Here is a 17,808-nt window from a genome sequence, read left to right as displayed (position 1 = left end):
ATGAAGCGCGCGATCCCGGCCGGGCTGTGCGGCATGGCGGCCACGCTGACCGGGGTCGGTATCGGCCGCTTCGCGTATGTCGCGATCTTGCCGCTGCTGGTGCAGCAGGCCTGGTTCAGCCGCACCGAGGCGGGCTGGCTGGGCGCCGCCAACCTCACCGGCTACTTTCTGGGCATCGGCATCGCCGCCTGGCTCGCCCGTTCGATGGCGGCCGGCCGCATGGTGCAGCTGGCGATGCTGCTGTGCGCCCTCAGCTTTTTCAGCTGCGCCTGGCGCGGCGGCGGCATCGCCTGGTTCCTCGGCTGGCGCACCGTCGCCGGCGCCTGCGGGGCCATCCTGATGGTGCAGGCGCCGGTGCTGATCCTGCCGCGCACGCCGGTCGAACGCCGCGGCCGCGTCAGCGGACTGATTTTCTCCGGCGTGGGCCTGGGCATCGTCGCCGCCGCCACCGTGGTGCCCGCGCTGCTGCACGAGGGACTGACCGCCACCTGGATGACGCTGGGCGCCATCTGTCTGCTGCTTACCGCCATCACTTGGGACTACTGGGGCAAGGCGCCTGAAGCGCCGCAACCGGCGTTTGCGCTGAACTGGCGCCTGCCCGCGCCGGTCACCTTGCTGCTCATCGCGTATGCGCTCAATGCGGTCGGCTACCTGCCGCACACGCTGTTCTGGGCCGACTACATCACGCGCGAGCTGCACCGCCCGCTGGCGCAGGCCGGCTTTTTCTGGGCCTGCTTCGGCGCCGGCGCGGCCTGCGGACCCTACCTGACCGGCGTCGTCGCCGACCGCATCGGCCTGTCGTCAACGCTGTTCATCGCGTTCGTCCTGAAAGCCGCCGGGGTCGCGCTGCCGTTGGTGGCCGATGGCGGGGCGGCGCTGCTGCTGTCGTCGGTGCTGGTCGGCTTTTTCTCGCCCGGCATCGTCGGCGCCGCATCGAGCTACGCGCTGGAGATCGGCGGCGCCGGCGAGCACCGGCGCAACTGGACCGCGATGAACTGCGGCTTTTCGCTGGCGCAGGCCGGCGCCGCCGCCATCATGGTGTCGGTCATGAGCACGCGCCAGTCGTACGCGCTGTTGTTTGTCGCGAGCAGCGCGGCGCTGGCCTTGTCGGCGCTTTGCATCGCCGCCATTGCGCTTCTGCGCGAACGGGTAAAATGCCAGCCTGGCATCCCTTCGAAAGCAGAATATGAAACTGGTCCGCTATGGCCGTCCCGGTAAAGAGAAACCTGGCCTGATCGATGAATTCGGCCGGCTGCGCAGCCTGGCCGGCATTGTCGACGACATCGGCCCGGCCCTCCTGTCGGACAAGGCCTTGCGCAAGCTGGCCAAGGTCGATCCCGACAGCCTGCCGCTGGTGCGCGGCGAACCGCGCTTCGGCGTGCCGCTGACCGGCGTGGGCAAGTTCATCGGCATCGGCCTCAATTACGCCGACCACGCCGCCGAAACCGGCATGGCAATCCCGAAAGAGCCGATCGTCTTCATGAAGGCCATCTCCAGCCTGTCCGGCGCCGACGACGACGTGGTGCTGCCGCCGGGCGCGAAGAAGGGCGACTGGGAAGTGGAGCTGGGCGTGGTGATCGGCACCCGCGCGCAGTACGTCAGCGAAGCCGATGCCCTGAACTACGTCGCCGGCTATTGCGTCGTCAACGACGTTTCCGAGCGCGGCTACCAGTTCGAAAGCTCGCAGTGGGACAAGGGCAAGGGCTGCGATACCTTCGGCCCCGTCGGGCCGTGGCTGGTCACGCGCGACGAAGTGTTCGACGTGCAGCGGCTCGACCTCTACCTGGAACTGAACGGCAAGCGGATGCAGACCGGCAGCACCGAGACGATGATCTTCACCGTCGCGCAGCTGGTCAGCTACCTGTCGCGCTTCATGACGCTCGAGCCGGGCGACATCATCGCCACCGGCACCCCGCCCGGCGTGGGCGTCGGCCGCAAGCCGCAGCGCTTCCTCAAGGCCGGCGACAAGCTGCGCCTCGGGATCGCCGGCCTGGGCGAACAGCAGCAGCTGGTCGTATCGAAGGCCGCGCGATGAAGGATCGCCTCGGGCCGCTCGGCGCGGACCAGATTACCGACGAGCAGCGCCGCGCGGCGCAGGTCATCATCGACGGGCCGCGCGGCGCGCTTTACGGCCCGTTCGTGCCGCTGCTGCGCAGTCCTGAGCTGATGGAGAATGCGCAGCGCATGGGAGAACACCTGCGCTACCGCAGCGCGATCGGCACCCGCCTGTCGGAGCTGGCGATCCTGGTTACCGCGCGTGAGTGGAACCAGAAGGTCGAGTGGGCGATCCACGCGCCGCTCGCGCAGCAGAATGGCATTGCGCGCGACGTCATCGACGCGATCGCCGAACGCCGCGCGCCGCCCGCGTTGCGCGACGACGAAGCGGCGGTCTACGCGTTTTGCACCGAGCTGCAGCAGCAGAAGCGCGTCACCGATGCGACTTACGCCGCGGCGCTGGCGCTGTTCGGCGAACACGGCGTGGTCGACCTGATGGGCATCAACGGCTACTACACCTTCCTGGCGATGGTGATGAACGCCGCGCAGACCGCAATGCCGCCGTCATCGGCGTGGATGCTTCCCGACTGATCGCAAGCCGGCGCCAGAAAAAATGGGGTCAGGTCCGTCGGACCTGACCCCGGTTTGGTCGCCGCCGCCTGCAAGGCTGTACGGGCGATGATTACTTAGGCCAGCGCTTCCTTGGCCGCTTCTTCCGGCGTCAGGCCGTCGGAGAACTGGTCGGTGAACCACTCGACCTGCTCCTCGATATGATCCTGCGCCTCCTTCTGCGTGGCGCCGCCGGCGACGAGGAACTTCTCCACCTCGATGCACCAGTTAATCAGTGCCATCGTCTCTTCGTCCAGCTCTTCTTTCTTTGCCATCTTGTTCCCCTTGATCGAATTTACGCCGCCAGGCCTTTGGCCAGCAGTTCGGCGACCAGCGTATTCATGTCGACCGCGCGTGCCTTCGCCTGCTCCTGCAACTGCTTGACCAGGTCGCTGTTCAGCTTGACGGCAAACGGCACCAGTCCCGCGGCCTGGTCGAGCTTGCGCTGCTCGCGGCGGTCGATCGCCACGGTGGCGCCGGCGTTGCCGAAGCCCGCGGCCGACGGGATCGTCATCTGGCCCATCAATTTTTTGGCGTCGCTCTTGGCCAGGTCGGTTTTTTTCATGTGATGCTTTCTGGGTGAGGCAGTTCGGGGATTTTACCCCGCTAGGAAATTTGCGGCGTTTGATAGATTGCTATCCCAAAAACCGTCATTCCCGCGCGGGCGGGAATCCATGCTGAGTAATTGAAGCACGCTCAGTCTGAATTCCCGCCTGCGCGGGAATGACGGTCTTGAGGATATTAGTGCTTAAGCCAGAACCTTCTTGAGCCAGGCGCCGATGTGGTCGACTTCTTCCTGGCACAGCGAGTGCTGCATCGGATAGTCGTGCCACTCGACCTGGTAGCCGATCGACTTGAGCAGGTCGCGCGACTGTTCCGCGCGCGCAATCGGGATCACGCCGTCGGCGCGGCCGTGCACCATGAAGATCGGCGTGTCGATCGACGCTTCGCTGCGCTCGGACGGCACCGTGGCCGACAGCGGCACGTAACCGGACAGGCACATCAGGCCCGCCAGTTTTTCCGGATGGCGCAAGCCGGTCTGCAGCGCCATCGCGCAGCCCTGCGAGAAGCCGGCCAGGATGATGCGGTCGGCCTTGATCCCGCGCGCCTTCTCGCGGTCGATCAGCGCCTCAACCTGCGCCTGCGAACGGCGCAAGCCGCCTTCGTCTTCGCGCCGGCCCAGGTCCGAGTGGACGATGTCGTACCAGGCACGCATCACGTAGCCGCCGTTGACCGTCACCGGCATCGTGTCCGCATGCGGAAACACGAAGCGGATGCCGGGCAGGCCGGCCAGGTCCAGCTCGCGCACCAGCGGCACGAAGTCGTTGCCGTCGGCGCCCAGGCCGTGCATCCAGATGATCGCGACGGTGGGATTCGGCGCGGTTTCGATTTCGATATTTTCGAGCAGCTTGGTCATGCGGTCTTCCATTCAGTTGGGTTGCGGACGCAGCGCCGTCTTCGGGCGCCACGCCTTGCACACGGCCGGATCGGTTTCCATGTACGGCCCGCCGATCAGGTCCACGCAATACGGCACGGCCGCGAAGATTCCGCCGACCAGCTGCTTGCCGTCGGCGTCCTTCAGGCCTTCCAGGGTTTCCTTGATGGCCTTCGGCTGGCCGGGCAGGTTCATCACCAGCGCCGCGTGGTCCGGTGTCTCGCGGATCACCGCCACCTGCCGCGACAGGATCGCGGTCGGCACGAACTGCAGGCTGATCTGGCGCATCTGTTCGCCGAAGCCCGGCATCTCCTTGGTGCCGATCGCCAGCGTCGCCTCGGGCGTGACGTCGCGCCGCGCCGGGCCGGTGCCGCCGGTGGTCAGGACCAGGTGGCAGCGCTGCGTGTCCACCAGATCGACCAGCGTGCGCTCGATCTCGGCGCGCTCGTCGGGGATCAGGCGCGTCTCGACGCGAAACGGCGTGGTCAACGCGGACTTGAGCCAGTCGGCCAGCGCCGGGATGCCCTTGTCTTCGTACACGCCGCCGCTGGCGCGGTCGGACACCGACACCAGTCCGATCACCAGTTCGGTGTTATTCGTCGTCGTGCTCATCGTCTTCCGCGTCGGTGTCGAGGTCCTCGTCGTCAGTCTTGGCCGCCTGGCCTTTCTTCGACAGGTCCTTGAGGATCTGGAAAATCTCGCGATAGGCTTTCGGCGGCTTGTTCTCGGCCTGCTCCTTGCGCGCGTTGCGGATCAGCGCGCGCAGGTGCTGCACGTCGAGTTCAGGATGCTCTTCCAGCAGCACGGTCAGCGCCTTGTCGTCGGCCAGCAGCTTGTCGCGGCGGCGCTCGAGCGCGTGCAGCGCCGCGGTGTCGGCCTTCGACATGCCTTTCCATCCTTCGATGGTGCGCTGGATGACGGCGATTTCCTCTTCGTCGAGGGTGCGCATCTTCTTGCCGACGAACTGCATCTGGCGCCGGCGGCCTTCGTGATTGGTGATGGTCTGGCACATCAGGATCGCCTCCATCACGTCCTCCGGCATCGGCACGCGCTTGACGCGGTCGCGCGGCGCGTTGACCAGTTCCTCGCCCAGCTTCTGGACTTCGAGGCTCTGGCGCTTGGCCTCGGACTTGGATGGACGCTCGTACTCTTGTTCGAATTCGGAGGATTGGAACCCGCAGGCACCGCGGTTTGGATTTGGCATGATATGGATCCAGACGGCGCACGGCCGACCGGTAAAAACAGTAAACGACTGCTATCATAACTGTTTTAGCGCCCAAACGAAGAAAACACCCCATGAGCGAATCCGTCTTTATCCATACCCAGGACCAGCTGAAACAGCTCGCCGCCGACGTTTTGGCGTTCGCGCGCGAAAAGGGCGGCACCGATGCCGCGGTTGAAATCAGCGAAGGCAGCGGGCTGGCGGTGACGGTTCGACGGGGGAAGATCGAGACGATCGAGCAAAACAAGGACAAGGGCATGGGAGTGACGGTCTATATCGGCCAGAAGCGCGGTAATGCCAGCACCTCGGACTTCTCGCCGGCGGCGCTGCGCGCCACGGTCGACGCGGCCTACAACATCGCGCGCTTCACCGCCGAAGACGACTGCGCCGGCCTGGCCGACGCCGACCTGCTTGAAATGGCTCCGCGCGACCTGCGCCTGTGCTACCCGTGGCTGATTTCGACCGAGGAAGCGGTGGCGCTGGCGCAGCGTGCCGAAGGCGCCGCGTTCGATGTCGATCCGCGCATCACCAACAGCGAAGGCGGCAGCGTGCACGTGCAGCAGTCGCACTTCGTGTCGGCCAATTCGCGCGGCTTCTCGGGCGGCTATCCGTTCTCGCGCCACACCCTGTCGGTGGCGCCGATCGCCGGCAAGGGCGCCAAGATGCAGCGCGACGACTGGTACACCTCGGTGCGCGACGCGTCCAAGATGGCATCGCCCGAAGCGGTGGGCCGCTACGCCGCCGAGCGCGCGCTGGCGCGCCTGAACGCGCGCAAGCTCGACACCCGCACCTGCCCGGTGCTGTTCGAGGCGCCGCTGGCCGCCGGCCTGCTCGGCGCCTTCGTCCAGGCCACCTCGGGCGGCGCGCTGTACCGCAAGTCCACCTTCCTGCTCGACTCGCTGGGACAGTCGGTGTTCCCGAAGCACATACAGATTCTCGAAGACCCGCACCTGATCGGCGGCGTCGGCTCGGCCCCGTTCGACGAGGAAGGCGTGCGCACGGTGCGCCGCAACGTCGTCAAGGATGGCGTGGTGCAGGGTTACTTCCTGTCGACCTACTCGGCGCGCAAGCTGGGCATGCAAACCACGGGCAACGCGGGCGGCTCGCACAACCTGTCGATGACGTCTACTGAAACGAAGCGCGCCGACGATTTCGCCGGCATGCTGCGCAAGATGGGCCGCGGCCTGCTGGTGACGGAGCTGATGGGGCAGGGCACCAACTACGTCACCGGCGACTACTCGCGCGGCGCGTCCGGCTTCTGGGTCGAGAACGGCGTAATCCAGTATCCGGTCGAGGAGATCACCATCGCCGGCAACATGAAGGACATGTTCCGCCAGATCGTCGGCATCGGCAACGACGTCCTCATCCGCGGCAACAAGTCGACCGGCTCGATCCTGATCGAAAACATGGTGGTGGCGGGCAGCTGACCCCGCCTGTCGTTCCAGCGGAGGCTGGAACCCATACTGAGCCGGAGTTCATCTTCAGCATGGATTCCTGCCTGCGCAGGAATGACTGCGAAACGGTTAGCGGTGAATAAATTTTTCCATTGCAAGGTTTCCATCGCGCTAATACACTAGCCCCGGGCATATTCCGCGATAAAAACCAACAGGAGACAATGCAATGGAACGTCGTTCCTTCCTCAAGAAAGCGGCCGTCAGCGCCGGCGTGGCCGGTGCAGCAGTTGCGCCGACCCTGGCGCAGGCGGCAGACCTGCCGACCATCAAATGGCGCCTCGCCAGCAGCTTCCCGAAAAACCTCGACACCATCTTCGGCGCCTCCGAGCTCTTCACCAAGCGCGTCTCCGAGCTGACCGGCGGTAAATTCCAGATCCGCGCCTTCGCCGCCGGCGAAATCGTCCCCGCGCTCGAAGTGATGGACGCGGTCCGCTCCGGTACCGTCGAAATGGGCCACACCGCCTCCTACTACTACGTCGGCAAGGACCCCGCGTTCGCGTTCGACTGCGCCGTGCCGTTCGGCCTGACCTCGCGCCAGCAGACCGCGTGGTTCGAATTCGGCGGCGGCAAGCAGCTGATGCGCGAGTTCTTCAAGGACTACAACATCATCAACTTCATGGGCGGGAACACCGGCACCCAGATGGGCGGTTGGTTCCGCAAGGAGATCAAGACCGTCGCCGACCTGAAGGGCCTGAAGATGCGCATTAGCGGCCTGGCCGGCAAGACGATGGCGCGCATGGGCGTGGTGACGCAGCAGCTGGGCGCCGCCGACATCTATCCGTCGCTGGAAAAGGGCACGATCGACGCGGCCGAGTGGGTCGGTCCGTACGACGACGAAAAGATCGGCATCTACAAAGTGGCTCCGTTCTACTACGCGCCGGGCTGGTGGGAAGCCGGTCCGCAGCTGTCGTTCTACATCGGCCTGAAGGAATGGGAGAAGCTGCCGAAGGAGTACCAGGCCGCGGTCGAGACGGCGACGTACGAAGCGCACGTCTACATGCAGGCCGACTACGACGCCAAGAATCCGGCCGCGCTGGCGCGCCTGATCAAGAACGGCGCCAAGGTCCGCTTCTTCTCGAAAGAGATGATGGACGCCGGCTACAAGGCGGCGACCGAAATGATGGACGAAGAGGCTGCGAAGAACGCCAAGTTCAAGAAGATCTACGAGCCGTGGAAGGTGTTCCGCCGCGAGCAGAACACCTGGGCGTCGGTCGCTGAGGCCAGCATGCAGAACTACCTGATCAACGCGACCCGCGGCAAGTAAGGTAGCGGGGTCTGGTCCTGCGGGACGATGGGGACGCCTGGTCCCCATCTTGTATTTACGACCGACAGAAAATGGGGGCAGATCCGCAGGACCAGACCCCGTATGCGCACTTCGCGACACAAATGCGGCATTCCGTCGCATTTCCCCCATTCCCCGCGCTTGTTCTGCGATGATAGCGGCCGTGGTCAATATCGGCCATTCCGCCCATTCAAAACAGATCAAGATCAATGCACAAGCAATCCCTCTGCCTGCGCCTGCTGCTCGCGGCGCCGGCCATTTTCGGCGCGTTCGCAGCACACGCCGCTGGCCAGCAAGACAGCACCATCAAGGCGCCCGCTGACAAGCCGGCCGCCCCGATCCAGAAAGTCGAAATCAAGGGCGCCGCGGCATCGTACGACGCGCGCCGCAACGACACCGCCACCAAGATCGTCGTCTCGCAGGAGGACATCCTGCGCAACGGCGACACCACCATCGGCGAAGTGCTCAAGCGCCTGCCGGGCGTGACGGTAGGCGGCGTGCAGGGCCGCGGCGGCGACATCCGCATGCGCGGCCTCGGCAGTGGCTATACCTCGATCCTCCTCAACGGCGAGCCTGCCCCGGCCGGCTTCTCGCTCGATTCGCTCTCGCCCGACATGATCGAGCGGATCGAGATCATGCGCGCCGCCACCGCCGAATACAGCACCCAGGCGATCGCCGGCGCCATCAACATCGTCCTGAAGCGCGCGATCGTCACGGCGCAGCGCGAGATCAAGGCCGGCTTCCAGGAAGAGCACGGCCACTACGGCACCAACATCAACTACCAGCTGGCTGACAAGAAGGGACCGTTGTCGTATGCGATCGGCGGCGCCGTCACCTACGCGAAGTTCGAGCGGCCTTCCGAAGTCGTCACCGAACGTTACGATCCGGCCGGCCCCCTGAACACGCTGCGCCGCGCGGACGAACGAAGCAGCGGGCACTTCGAAGCGTTCAACGTTTCGCCGCGCGTGAACTGGACGCTGGGTCCCGGCGACGTGATTACCTCGCAAAGCTTCATCAACATCAATCGCTTCACCGGTGATAATTCCGAACACGTGAACACGCTGGTCGGCTCGGCGCCGCCGTACAGCGCCACCCGCGTGCTGATCAAGTCGGATTCGGAGCTGGTGCGCAGCGATCTAAGCTGGACGCGCAAGCTGGCCGAGGGCGCGAAGCTCGACGCCAAGGCCGGCGTCAACTACAACCACCGGGATACGCGTGCGCCTTCGTTCAACTACAACGAGAAGGACGAATTGCTGATCGAGCGCCTGATCACGTCCGGCGTTGTCGACAAGGGCTTCACCGCCAGCGGCAAATATTCGACGCCGATCTTCGAGGGACACGCCCTGGCGGCCGGCTGGGACGGCGCCTACAACAAGCGCAACGAAGACCGCATCCAGCGCGAGAGCTCGACCAAAGTGAAGGCCGACAATCTCGACCAGGTATTCGAGGCGAACGTGCGCCGGCTGGCGTTGTTTGCGCAGGACGAGTGGACGGTCACGCCGCGCTGGTCGGTGTATTTCGGCTTGCGCTGGGAAGGCATCGAAACGCGCAGCGAGGGCGACGGCTACGCGGCGATCGACAACAAGTCGAGCGTGTGGAGTCCGCTGTTTCAGACCCTGTGGAAGATCCCCGGCTCCAAGAGCGACCAGTTGCGACTTGGCCTGACGCGCACCTACAAGGCGCCCGCGGTCAACAATCTGATCCCGCGCCGTTTCGCCTCCAACAACAACAGCGAGATCTCGCCTGACTTCCAGGGGAATCCGGCGCTCAGGCCCGAGCTGGCCTGGGGCCTCGACCTGGCGTACGAGCATTACCTGGAAGGCGGCGGCCTGCTGACGGCCAGCACCTATGTGCGTCGCATCGAGGACGCCATTCATAACAAGACCGATCCGGTGCCGGTCAACGGCAAGTACATATCGATGCCCGTCAACGACGGCATCGCCAACACGCATGGCATCGAACTCGAGGCCAAGCTGCCGGTGCGTTCGATGTGGAAGACGGCGCCGAACATCGACTTCCGGGCCAACGTATCGCGCAACTGGTCGCGCCTGGAATCGGTAGCGGGGCCGAACAACCGCATCGATTCGCAGACGCCGTTCAGCGGCACCGTCGGCGCCGACTGGAAGCTCGACAAGCTGCCGCTGACGCTGGGCAGCAGCTACAGCTTCCAGAACGGCGGGCCGGTGCGCATCGCGAAATACCAGTACGCCTACTCGGTGCCGAAGCGCTCGCTCGACATGTACGGGCTTTGGAAGTTCAATCCGAAGAACCAGCTGCGGGTCTCGGTGGCGAACGCGCTGCATCAGCAAAATGTGCAGCAGTCGATCTTTGACGATTCGGAGCAGGGCCGGCGCAGCGAAACGACGATCACTCCGACCTACGTCGTGGTGCGCGCGCTGATGGAAATGAAGTTCTAAGAGGGGTCGGTGTCAGGTCCGTGGGACCTGACACCGAAGTTGAAACGGTAGACGCATATAGCAGGCGTCGGCGCCAAAACCGGGGTCAGGTCCAGCGGACCTGACCCCGTTTTTATTTAAGCCGGCGAATCGCGTGCAGAATCGGCTGCAGCACCGCCGCGCCAAGCCGCGCGCTGCGCGCGCCGTCCCAGCCGGTATGCGCATCCGGATCGTTGGCGTTGTCCTTGAACGGCAGTTCCAGCGTCAGCGACAGGCAGCCGAATGCGTGGGTGATATGCGGCGAACCCATGGTCAGCACTTCGTCGGTGTACGGCGCCGGCGGATAGCCGTGCACGTCCTGGAAGTCCGGGCTGGCGATCTTGAAGTCGTCCGAGAACTGCTTCTGCGCCGCGGCCTGCTCGGCGCTGAAGTTCGGCAGCGCTTCGCTGCCCGCCACGAACACGTACGGCAGGCCCTCGTCGCCATGCACGTCGAGGAACAGGTCGCAGCCGGTTTCCTTCATCTTCTGCTTGACCAGGAATACCTCGGGGCTGCGCTCCATCGACGGCGTGTTCCACTCGCGGTTCAGGTTCGCGCCGGCCGCGTTGGTGCGCAGGTTGCCGCGCACCGAGCCGTCCGGGTTCATGTTCGGCACCACGTAGAACACGGCTTCCTTGAGCAGCTGGCGGCCGAACGCATCGGCCGGGTCGAGCAGCGCATCGAGCATGCCTTCGACCAGCCACTCGGCCATCGTCTCGCCCGGATGCTGGCGCGCGATCACCCATACCTTTTTCGCCGCCGCCGGGTCGCCGATCACCAGCAGGTTCATGTCGCGGCCTTCGACCGTGCTGCCCAGGTCGAGCATGCGAACGTGCTCGGACATCTGCGCGCGGTCCAGCAGCTCGAGATGGCGTTCCCACGAATACGGCTCGAAGTAGGCGTAGTAGACACTGTCCATGCCCGGCGTGTGCTCGATCGTCATGACCTCGCCGTCGAAGCTGGTCGGCACGCGGAACCAGTTCACGCGGTCGTAGCTGGCCATCGCCTGGTAGTCGTTCCAGCCGTCCGGATACGCGGTCTTGCCGGCGTTCAGGAAGCGCATCGTGCATGCCTCGCCCTGCGCGCCCTGCAGGCGGAAGTAGAACCACTGGGTGATATTGGCGTGCGAATCCTTGCGGATGTTCAGGTCGATGGCGCCCGCGCTCTTGGCGCTGACGACATCGATAGCGCCGGCGTCGAACTGGCAGCTGATCTTGATAGACATGGTAAGTCCCGTGGATGGAAGAAGCGTGAACCCAGCATGATACTAGATGCCGCCGGGCCGCGCCGCTTGTGCTATGTCAAATAGCCAATGCTGGCGTTTTGCTACCGTTGATTTTCGGGCGCGCGCGGGGCGGGGCCGGCAAGTTCGTGGAGATCGTAATGAGCGCCATCTGTTTTTCGTATGCCGAGGTCACCAGCATCAGCCGGCTCGGTTTCTGGCTGCAGTTCGGCGACGAGGAACTGTACCTGGCGTTCGCCGAATTCCCGCGCTTCGAGCACGCCACGGTGGCCCAGATTACCCATGTGATTTGCGCCAGCGGCAGCCGGGTGTACTGGCCCGCGCTCGACCTCGACCTGTCGCTGGAGGCGATCCGCAGCCCGATGGTGCGCGAATACGGGCGCGCCAACCACGACTGCTGAAGCTGTCGTTCCTGCGAAGGCAGGAACCCATGCTGAATCTGCTCAATCGACGGCGCATGCTCAGCATGGGTGCCTGCCTTCGCAGGCACGACAGACCAATGCTGGCAAACGGACGCTGCCGCAGGCGTGCTGCACGAAATCGCAAACTATTTCATAATCGGCGCGCCGGCCTGGCCTTCCCGGGCGGCCAGACGTGGAGTAGTGCTATGCGCCGGAGACCGCCGTCAACCGACATCGAGCTGGACATGCTCCAGCGCGAGTCGTTCCACTATTTCATGCAGGAGGCCAATCCGTCGAACGGCCTTGTGGTCGACAAGTGCGCGTCCGGCTGGCCCGCCAGTATCGCCGCCGTGGGCCTGGCGCTGGCCGCGTATCCCGTCGGCGTCGAGCGTGGCTTCATCACCCGCGCCGCCGCCATCGAGCGCGTGCTGGCGACGCTGCGCTTTTTTTGGAACAGCCCGCACGGCCCCGAGCCCGACGCCACCGGCTACCGCGGCTTCTACTACCACTTCCTTGACATGCAGACCGGCAGGCGCGCGTGGCAGTGCGAGCTGTCGACCATCGATTCGACCTTCCTGCTGGCGGGCGCGCTGGCCGCGGCCAGCTACTTCGGCGGCGCCGGCGATGAAGCGGAGATCCGCGAGCTGGCCGAAGCGCTTTACCTGCGCGCCGACTGGGCGTGGGCGCAGGTCGACGGCGGCGCCGTCGCGCTCGGATGGACGCCGGAGACCGGCTTCTTGCCGTATCGCTGGCAGGGCTACGACGAGGCGATGCTGCTCTACATCCTGGGACTGGGCTCGCCGACGCACCCGCTGTCGGCCGACAGCTACCAGGACAGGGTGGCGGCTTATTCGTGGCAGCACCGCTACGGCCACGAGTATCTCTACTGCGGCTCGCTGTTCACCCACCAGCTGTCGCACATCTGGATCGACTTTCGCGGCATCCAGGACGCCTACATGCGCGGCAAGGGCATCGACTACTTCGAAAACAGCCGGCGCGCCACGTACGTGCAGCGCGAGTACGCGATCGATAATCCGCTCGGCTTCGCCGGCTACTGCTCCTGCTGCTGGGGCATCACGGCCAGCGACGGGCCGGGCCCGGCCATCCTCGACATCGACGGCAGGAAGCGCGAATTCTACGATTACGTCGCGCGCGGCGCGCCCCACGGCCCGGATGACGGCACCGTCGCGCCGTGGGTGGCGGTGGCCTCGCTGCCGTTCGCGCCGGAGATCGTGCTGCCGGCGATCGACCACCTGGTGCACGAACTGGACCTCAAAGCCGGCCATGCGTACGGCTTCAAATCGACCTTCAACGCGACCTTCCCGCGCAATTGCGCCAACCCGCACGGCTGGCTCTCGCCCTGGCACTACGGGATCAACGAAGGACCCGTCGTGCTGATGGTCGAGAACTTCCGCAGCGAGCTGCCGTGGAAGCTGATGCGCGACTGCCCGTATCTCCTGGCCGGCCTGCGGCGCGCCGGGTTCACCGGCGGCTGGCTGGACCGCCGTTAATGGCTCGCCGTCGTGATGGCCCCGATGCCGGTTTCGGAGCGCGCTTCCTGGGCCTCGTAGCCAGCCCGGTCGATGCGCGCGCGCTCGCTGTTGTCGAGGATCGAGAACAGCCAGATCCCGACGAAGCCTGCGGTCATCGAAAACAGCGCCGGCGACTGATAGGGAAAGATGGCCGCCTTGTTGTGGAACACATCGACCCACACCGACTTCGACACGATGGTCAGCCCGACCGCGGTGAACAGCCCGAGAAAGCCGCCGATGGTCGCGCCGCGCGTGGTGCAGTTCTTCCACAGCACCGACATGAACAGCACCGGGAAGTTGGCCGACGCCGCGATCGCGAACGCCAGCGACACCATGTAGGCGATGTTCTGCTTTTCGAACACGATGCCCAGCACCACCGCCACGATGCCCAGCGCCACCGTGGTCAGGCGAGAGACGCGCAGCTCGTTGACGCTGGTGGCCTTGCCCTTCTTGAAGACGGTGGCGTACAGGTCGTGCGACACGGCCGAGGCGCCCGACAGCGTGAGGCCGGCCACCACCGCCAGGATGGTGGCGAAGGCGACCGCCGACATGAAGCCCAGGAACACATTCCCGCCCACCGCGTTGGCAAGGTGGATCGCCGCCATGTTATTACCGCCTAACAGCTTGCCGGTCGCATCCATGAACGATTTATTGGTACCCACCAGCACGATCGCGCCGAAGCCGATGATGAAGGTCAGGATGTAGAAGTAGGCGATCCAGGTGGTGGCCCAGAACACCGACTTGCGCGCTTCCTTCGCGCTTGGCACGGTGAAGAAGCGCATCAGGATGTGCGGCAGGCCGGCCGTGCCGAACATCAGCGCCATGCCGAACGAGATGGCCGATATCGGATCGGTGATGAAGTTCCCCGGCCCCATGATCGTCTGCTTCTTCGGGTGAACCTCGACCGCCTTGGCGAACAGCGCCTCCGGGCTGAAATGGAATTGCGCCATGACCGCCAGCGCCATGAAGGTGGCGCCGGAGAGCAGCAGGCCGGCCTTGATGATCTGCACCCAGGTAGTGGCCGTCATGCCGCCGAACAGCACGTACACCATCATCAGGCTGCCGACGATGACCACCGCGATCCAGTACTGCAGCCCGAACAGCAGCTTGATCAGCTGGCCGGCGCCGACCATCTGCGCGATCAGGTAGAACGCGACGACCACCAGCGTGCCGGACGCCGCGAAGGCGCGCACCGGCGTCTGCGCGAAGCGGTAGGCGGCGACGTCGGCGAAGGTGAAGCGCCCGAGGTTGCGCAGGCGTTCGGCCATCAGGAAGGTGATAACGGGCCAGCCGACCAGGAAGCCGATCGAATAAATCAGGCCGTCGTAACCGTTCAGGAAAACGGCCGACGATATGCCGAGAAAGGACGCGGCCGACATGTAGTCACCGGCGATCGCCAGGCCGTTCTGGAAGCCCGTGATGCCGCCGCCCGCGGTGTAGAAGTCGGCGGCCGACTTGGTTCGCTTGGCCGCCCACTTGGTGATGAACAGGGTGAACACGACGAAGCCGCCGAACATGGCGATGGCGGTCCAGTTCCTGGGCTGCTGCTCGGTCTGGCCGATCACGTCGGCGGCGCCGGCGAGGCCTGCCGCGGCCATCGACAGCAGGGCGGCGGCGGATCGGACGAAGCGGCGTGCGACGTGCGGTTTCATAGCACCTCCCTGCGGATGGTTTCGGTCAGGTCATCGAACTGCTTGTTGGCGCGCCACACGTAAATGCCGGTCAGGACGACGGTGAACACGATGACGAACAGGCCGACGGGAATGCCCCAGGTCAGCACGCCGTCGCCGACTCTTTTGGCCAGCAGCTCCTTGTCGAACGCGATCAGCAGGATGAAGCCGTAGTACACGATCAGCATCAGCGCGGTGAGCGTCCAGCCGAACCAGGTTCGAATCCGCACCAGCTTCTGGTAACTCGGGTTCGCAACGATTTTCTGTACGAGGTCGTCGTGCATGGCGGGACTCCGGTTGCGCGTTCCATATCATATTGACCGCGCGCCGGCCCATCAGTTCCCGCGGCAGGAAAACTAGCTTGCGCCCAATCAAGCCCGCCACCAGGGTCTGACCCGAAGTGCGGGGCAGACCCAGAACCGTCAGTCGAGTCCGCCGAAGCGCTGGAAGAAGGCGGCGTCCGCCAGCGGCGCATCCGGATCCTCGCGCCGCATCGCCGCCACCACGTGTTCTTCCGCCGCGCCGCAGATCGCCCGGTACAGCGTGCGCGCCAGCTCGTAGGCGCGCGCGCCCGGCCACGGATCGGGCAGCAGCTCCACCGGCAGCATCGGGTCGTGCAGCTGCACGCGCCGGTACGCGTGGATCAGCAGGGTGCGGATCACGAACGCCTGCTCCGGCGGCAGCCCCGAATCCTTCAACGCCAGCAGCGGCTCGAACTGGTCGATGAACTGCTGGTAGCCGGCGATCACTTCCGACAGGTCCCAGCCTTCGCCCACCAGTTCCGGCAGCGGCCGGCCCGGCACCTGCGGCAGCGCCCGCGCGCTGCACACAAACAGCTTGCCCTCGGCGCCCAGGCGCACCAGCATGTCGCGCAGCGCCTCGGCGTCGCCGGCCGGATGGCCGAACACGCCGGGCGACATCTGCGCGTAGCCTTCCCACAGCAGCTCCTTGCGCAGCGCCGCGCGCAGCGGCGCCTCGATCGCGCCGCCGGCCGACAGCAGCAGCGTCCATTGGCCGTCCCAGTGCACTTCCAGCGGCGCGTAGATGCGGCGGTTGGCGCGCTCGAAGCGCGGAAGCGCCTGCGGCAGGATTGAGTACGAACTGCGGCGGCGGTCGCGGTTGGCCACCAGCCAGCCGTCCTGCGCCAGCCGCGACACGCTGGTGCGCAGCAGCCGGTCGTTGACGCCGAACGGCGCCAGCAGCTCGATCAGGCTGCCCAGCCACACCGTGCCGCCGTGGGGCGCGACGGCGTCGCCGAAAATCGTCATCACCAGCGACTTCGAGCGCGGCGGATCGCTGGCCAGGAAGTGGGCGATCCATTCGGTGCTGGTCAGTTGTTTCATAGCGGGAGATTGTCCATTTGGCAGGCTTTGCCGCAGTTTACTTTAGTGGCGGTTCGGCGCAGGATTAATTTTCAGACATGGGTTAATGACCACAGGATACAGAAAAAAAATATGACACAAAATTTTTGTGTACTTCTGTTTTTTTGTATCGTATTATGGATTTTCAGATTCAGCAAACGGAGAGTGAGATGTACGCACAACTGGTTGAAACCGGGCTCAAGAAAGTCCAGTCGATCGCCGACATGGGCGAAGAGGAGCGCGCATTCCAGGCGCGCATCGACGCCGGCGTGAAGATCGAGGCGAAGGACTGGATGCCCGACGCCTACCGCAAGACCCTGGTGCGCCAGATTTCGCAGCACGCGCACTCGGAAATCGTCGGCCAGCTGCCCGAAGGGAACTGGGTCACGCGCGCGCCGACCCTGAAGCGCAAGTCGATCCTGCTGGCCAAGATCCAGGACGAAGCGGGCCACGGCCTGTACTTGTATAGCGCCGCCGAGACGCTGGGCGTGTCGCGCGACGAGCTGATCGCCGCCCTCCACTCGGGCAAGGCCAAGTATTCGAGCATCTTCAATTACCCGACCCTGTCGTGGGCCGACATGGGCGCCATCGGCTGGCTGGTCGACGGCTCGGCCATCATCAACCAGATCCCGCTGTGCCGCTGCTCCTACGGTCCGTACGCGCGCGCCATGATCCGCGTCTGCAAGGAAGAATCGTTCCACGCGCGCCAGGGCTACGACATCATGATGAGCCTCGCCAAGGGCACGCCGGAACAGAAGGCGATGGCGCAGGATGCGCTCAACCGCTGGTGGTGGCCGTCGCTGATGATGTTCGGCCCGTCGGACGCCGAGTCGGTCAACAGCGCGCAGTCGGCGCAGTGGCGCATCAAGCTGTTCTCGAACGACGAACTGCGCCAGCGCATGGTCGACCAGACCGTCCCGCAAGCCGAATTTCTGGGCCTGACGATCCCCGATCCCGACCTGAAATTCAACGCCGAAACCGGCCACTACGAATTCGGCGAGATCGACTGGAGCGAGTTCCACAACGTCCTCAAAGGGAACGGCCCGTGCAACAAGGGGCGCCTCAAGACCCGCGTCACCGCATGGGAAGACGGCGCCTGGTTCCGCGAGGCGCTGGTCGCCCACGCAGAGAAAAAAGCGGCGTCGCGCGCCGCGGCATAACTACATAAC

18 protein-coding genes are annotated in these 17,808 nt (G+C 65.1%); 9 read left to right on the top strand and 9 right to left on the bottom strand.

Going from position 1 to position 17,808, the window contains the following annotated elements:
* The 3 genes from Q4S45_RS17490 to Q4S45_RS17480 are packed head-to-tail and all read left to right on the top strand — an operon-like array spanning window position 1 to window position 2,586.
* A complete protein-coding gene (locus Q4S45_RS17490; RefSeq protein WP_305506462.1) occupies window positions 1-1,218 on the top strand; it encodes a YbfB/YjiJ family MFS transporter in 1,218 nt (405 codons plus the stop codon).
* A complete protein-coding gene (locus Q4S45_RS17485; protein WP_305506460.1) occupies window positions 1,187-2,035 on the top strand; it encodes a fumarylacetoacetate hydrolase family protein in 849 nt (282 codons plus the stop codon). Before Q4S45_RS17490 ends, Q4S45_RS17485 begins: the two co-directional genes overlap by 32 nt.
* Complete coding sequence (locus Q4S45_RS17480) at window positions 2,032-2,586, top strand: carboxymuconolactone decarboxylase family protein (protein ID WP_305506458.1); 555 nt, start codon at window positions 2,032-2,034, stop codon at window positions 2,584-2,586. Before Q4S45_RS17485 ends, Q4S45_RS17480 begins: the two co-directional genes overlap by 4 nt.
* Window positions 2,587-2,681: 95 nt before the next feature.
* On the opposite strand, the gene Q4S45_RS17475 is transcribed toward Q4S45_RS17480, so the two are convergent.
* From Q4S45_RS17475 to yjgA, 5 genes are all read right to left on the bottom strand, one after another.
* Window positions 2,682-2,879 (bottom strand): hypothetical protein, encoded by a 198-nt coding sequence (locus Q4S45_RS17475; protein ID WP_305506456.1) that lies wholly within the window; start codon window positions 2,877-2,879, stop codon window positions 2,682-2,684.
* Window positions 2,880-2,899: 20 nt separating this feature from the next.
* On the bottom strand, window positions 2,900-3,169 hold the full coding sequence (locus Q4S45_RS17470) for a hypothetical protein (RefSeq protein ID WP_305506454.1): 270 nt from the start codon (window positions 3,167-3,169) through the stop codon (window positions 2,900-2,902).
* A gap of 183 nt (window positions 3,170-3,352) precedes the next feature.
* Window positions 3,353-4,021, bottom strand: coding sequence for an alpha/beta hydrolase (locus tag Q4S45_RS17465; RefSeq protein ID WP_305506452.1), 669 nt, complete (start codon window positions 4,019-4,021; stop codon window positions 3,353-3,355).
* A gap of 12 nt (window positions 4,022-4,033) precedes the next feature.
* On the bottom strand, window positions 4,034-4,651 hold the full coding sequence (gene mog, locus Q4S45_RS17460; protein WP_305506450.1) for a molybdopterin adenylyltransferase: 618 nt from the start codon (window positions 4,649-4,651) through the stop codon (window positions 4,034-4,036).
* Window positions 4,632-5,243: a ribosome biogenesis factor YjgA gene (gene yjgA, locus Q4S45_RS17455; RefSeq protein ID WP_305506448.1), complete on the bottom strand. Its 612-nt coding sequence runs from the start codon at window positions 5,241-5,243 to the stop codon at window positions 4,632-4,634. Before yjgA ends, mog begins: the two co-directional genes overlap by 20 nt.
* A 92-nt stretch (window positions 5,244-5,335) precedes the next feature.
* Here yjgA and pmbA point away from each other — a divergent pair, with 92 nt between their 5' ends.
* From pmbA to Q4S45_RS17440, 3 genes are all read left to right on the top strand, one after another.
* Window positions 5,336-6,688: a metalloprotease PmbA gene (pmbA, locus tag Q4S45_RS17450; protein WP_305506446.1), complete on the top strand. Its 1,353-nt coding sequence runs from the start codon at window positions 5,336-5,338 to the stop codon at window positions 6,686-6,688.
* 193 nt (window positions 6,689-6,881) lie between these two features.
* Window positions 6,882-7,979, top strand: coding sequence for a TRAP transporter substrate-binding protein (locus Q4S45_RS17445; protein WP_305506444.1), 1,098 nt, complete (start codon window positions 6,882-6,884; stop codon window positions 7,977-7,979).
* 227 nt (window positions 7,980-8,206) lie between these two features.
* Complete coding sequence (locus tag Q4S45_RS17440) at window positions 8,207-10,414, top strand: TonB-dependent siderophore receptor (RefSeq protein ID WP_305506443.1); 2,208 nt, start codon at window positions 8,207-8,209, stop codon at window positions 10,412-10,414.
* 112 nt (window positions 10,415-10,526) lie between these two features.
* Here Q4S45_RS17440 and Q4S45_RS17435 read toward each other — a convergent pair whose 3' ends face one another.
* Window positions 10,527-11,657, bottom strand: a complete 1,131-nt coding sequence (locus Q4S45_RS17435) for a M14-type cytosolic carboxypeptidase (RefSeq protein ID WP_305506441.1) — start codon at window positions 11,655-11,657, stop codon at window positions 10,527-10,529.
* Window positions 11,658-11,815: 158 nt separating this feature from the next.
* Between Q4S45_RS17435 and Q4S45_RS17430 the strand changes: the two genes are divergently transcribed.
* Window positions 11,816-12,076 carry a DUF2442 domain-containing protein gene (locus Q4S45_RS17430; RefSeq protein ID WP_305506439.1) on the top strand — a complete coding sequence of 87 codons (261 nt, stop codon included), beginning with the start codon at window positions 11,816-11,818 and terminating at the stop codon, window positions 12,074-12,076.
* Between the two features lie 206 nt (window positions 12,077-12,282).
* Entirely contained in the window at window positions 12,283-13,587 is a 1,305-nt protein-coding gene (locus Q4S45_RS17425; protein ID WP_305506437.1) for a glucoamylase family protein, read from the top strand.
* Here Q4S45_RS17425 and Q4S45_RS17420 read toward each other — a convergent pair.
* The 3 genes from Q4S45_RS17420 to paaX all read right to left on the bottom strand — a co-directional run bounded on the left by Q4S45_RS17420 (window position 13,584) and on the right by paaX (window position 16,621).
* Window positions 13,584-15,260: a cation acetate symporter gene (locus tag Q4S45_RS17420; RefSeq protein ID WP_305506435.1), complete on the bottom strand. Its 1,677-nt coding sequence runs from the start codon at window positions 15,258-15,260 to the stop codon at window positions 13,584-13,586. The two genes, Q4S45_RS17425 and Q4S45_RS17420, sit on opposite strands and share 4 nt — an antisense overlap.
* Window positions 15,257-15,562 (bottom strand): DUF485 domain-containing protein, encoded by a 306-nt coding sequence (locus Q4S45_RS17415; RefSeq protein WP_305506433.1) that lies wholly within the window; start codon window positions 15,560-15,562, stop codon window positions 15,257-15,259. Before Q4S45_RS17415 ends, Q4S45_RS17420 begins: the two co-directional genes overlap by 4 nt.
* A 138-nt stretch (window positions 15,563-15,700) precedes the next feature.
* On the bottom strand, window positions 15,701-16,621 hold the full coding sequence (gene paaX / locus Q4S45_RS17410) for a phenylacetic acid degradation operon negative regulatory protein PaaX (protein ID WP_305506431.1): 921 nt from the start codon (window positions 16,619-16,621) through the stop codon (window positions 15,701-15,703).
* Window positions 16,622-16,809: 188 nt separating this feature from the next.
* Here paaX and paaA point away from each other — a divergent pair, with 188 nt between their 5' ends.
* Window positions 16,810-17,799: a 1,2-phenylacetyl-CoA epoxidase subunit PaaA gene (gene paaA / locus Q4S45_RS17405; protein WP_305506429.1), complete on the top strand. Its 990-nt coding sequence runs from the start codon at window positions 16,810-16,812 to the stop codon at window positions 17,797-17,799.
* Window positions 17,800-17,808: the final 9 nt, after the last annotated feature.

The sequence above is a fragment of the Massilia sp. R2A-15 genome, from assembly GCF_030704305.1.
Taxonomy (GTDB): domain Bacteria; phylum Pseudomonadota; class Gammaproteobacteria; order Burkholderiales; family Burkholderiaceae_D; genus JAFCUW01.
Note: the sequence above shows the minus strand (reverse complement) of the source record. Positions and strands in the feature narration are given on the sequence as shown.

Coding starts and splice junctions, on each gene's coding strand:
- Q4S45_RS17430 (WP_305506439.1), top strand. CDS start 11,816: ATGAGCGCCATCTGTTTTTCGTATGCCGAGGTCACCAGCATCAGCCGG.
- Q4S45_RS17475 (WP_305506456.1), bottom strand. CDS start 2,879: ATGGCAAAGAAAGAAGAGCTGGACGAAGAGACGATGGCACTGATTAAC.
- Q4S45_RS17415 (WP_305506433.1), bottom strand. CDS start 15,562: ATGCACGACGACCTCGTACAGAAAATCGTTGCGAACCCGAGTTACCAG.
- Q4S45_RS17490 (WP_305506462.1), top strand. CDS start 1: ATGAAGCGCGCGATCCCGGCCGGGCTGTGCGGCATGGCGGCCACGCTG.
- paaA (WP_305506429.1), top strand. CDS start 16,810: ATGTACGCACAACTGGTTGAAACCGGGCTCAAGAAAGTCCAGTCGATC.
- Q4S45_RS17470 (WP_305506454.1), bottom strand. CDS start 3,169: ATGAAAAAAACCGACCTGGCCAAGAGCGACGCCAAAAAATTGATGGGC.
- Q4S45_RS17440 (WP_305506443.1), top strand. CDS start 8,207: ATGCACAAGCAATCCCTCTGCCTGCGCCTGCTGCTCGCGGCGCCGGCC.
- Q4S45_RS17480 (WP_305506458.1), top strand. CDS start 2,032: ATGAAGGATCGCCTCGGGCCGCTCGGCGCGGACCAGATTACCGACGAG.
- pmbA (WP_305506446.1), top strand. CDS start 5,336: ATGAGCGAATCCGTCTTTATCCATACCCAGGACCAGCTGAAACAGCTC.
- mog (WP_305506450.1), bottom strand. CDS start 4,651: ATGAGCACGACGACGAATAACACCGAACTGGTGATCGGACTGGTGTCG.
- paaX (WP_305506431.1), bottom strand. CDS start 16,621: ATGAAACAACTGACCAGCACCGAATGGATCGCCCACTTCCTGGCCAGC.
- Q4S45_RS17435 (WP_305506441.1), bottom strand. CDS start 11,657: ATGTCTATCAAGATCAGCTGCCAGTTCGACGCCGGCGCTATCGATGTC.
- Q4S45_RS17465 (WP_305506452.1), bottom strand. CDS start 4,021: ATGACCAAGCTGCTCGAAAATATCGAAATCGAAACCGCGCCGAATCCC.
- yjgA (WP_305506448.1), bottom strand. CDS start 5,243: ATGCCAAATCCAAACCGCGGTGCCTGCGGGTTCCAATCCTCCGAATTC.
- Q4S45_RS17485 (WP_305506460.1), top strand. CDS start 1,187: ATGAAACTGGTCCGCTATGGCCGTCCCGGTAAAGAGAAACCTGGCCTG.
- Q4S45_RS17445 (WP_305506444.1), top strand. CDS start 6,882: ATGGAACGTCGTTCCTTCCTCAAGAAAGCGGCCGTCAGCGCCGGCGTG.
- Q4S45_RS17425 (WP_305506437.1), top strand. CDS start 12,283: ATGCGCCGGAGACCGCCGTCAACCGACATCGAGCTGGACATGCTCCAG.
- Q4S45_RS17420 (WP_305506435.1), bottom strand. CDS start 15,260: ATGAAACCGCACGTCGCACGCCGCTTCGTCCGATCCGCCGCCGCCCTG.